Source organism: Arthrobacter sp. H41 (assembly GCF_000520535.1).
Classification (GTDB): Bacteria; Actinomycetota; Actinomycetes; order Actinomycetales; family Micrococcaceae; genus Arthrobacter_D.
Map to the genome: position 1 here is coordinate 1 of NZ_AZRZ01000498.1, position 1,000 is coordinate 1,000.

1 protein-coding gene is annotated in these 1,000 nt (G+C 67.1%); it reads right to left on the minus strand.

The window, feature by feature from the left end; genetic code table 11:
• Window positions 1–75 precede the first annotated feature (75 nt).
• Complete coding sequence (locus Y705_RS0101800) at window positions 76–678, minus strand: dihydrofolate reductase family protein (protein ID WP_026531616.1); 603 nt, start codon at window positions 676–678, stop codon at window positions 76–78.
• Window positions 679–1,000 lie beyond the last annotated feature (322 nt).

Genomic DNA, 1,000 nt, shown 5'->3' on the forward strand with positions numbered 1-1,000 from the left:
GGGCATCGGCCCGCGGCGCGAGCCGGCTCCGAGCTGGGACCATCCCGCCGGCTGAGTGAGCGCTGATCGGCCGGTTCAACGGACGCGGTCGTAGACGAGAGCCAACGTGCCGTGTTCGCCCGTGGCCTGGCTGACGAGCGCCCACCGCCCCGCTGGCAGGCCGTCGTCGAAGAGGCGTGGCCCGCCGCCGAGGAAGACCGGAAAAATCGTGATCGCCAGCCGGTCGACCATTTCGGCCGCCAGCAGCGCTTTGATGACGCTGGCGCTGGAGAGCACGAGAATGTCGCCGCTCTCCGTCGCCTTGAGGTCCGCGACCACCTCGACGGTCGGCTTGTCGATGATCGTCGTCCGCTCCCACGGCACCTCGCCGAGAGTAGAGGAAAGGACCACCTTGTCGGTGTTAACGAGCCACTTCGCGAATCCCTCGTCGCGCGGGTCGGCAGCCTCCATGCCAATGACGGTGGGCCAGAACCCGAGGAACCCCTCGGCATTGACCCGCCCGAGCAGGGCCGTCGTCGCCGACTCCCAGAGGCTGGTCAGATGATCGCGGGCGACGTCGGTGACGGCGTACGGCATCACCCAGCCCATGTCCAGCGGGTCGTCCGGCGCGGCGTAGTGGCCGTCGAGGGAAAGGCTCATGTTGGTGACGACCCTGCGGCCGCCGGTCTGCGCTGTCACTTCCTGCTCCTTGCGTCGGTGATGTTGGTAGTGTCCTGTTGAGGCTTTGGTCGAACCCGATTCCGATGCCTGCGATGTAATCCGCGAAGTCGACTGTGCTGTCGGCGATCCGCCAATGAACGTCGAGGCCAGTGCCGGTGTTGGTGGGCCGGAGGCCGAGATCGACGTGGGGCGAGCCGGTAGGTGAGGCGTTCACCGGGACGTACGTAGGCGACGCCTCCCTCCGCGCCCGGCGAGCTGGTCGGAGCCGTCGGCAATGCGCGAACAAGGGGAAGTGTCGTGAATCGTAGCGATGTCCCGCAGGGAGATAGTGAGCTCAAGC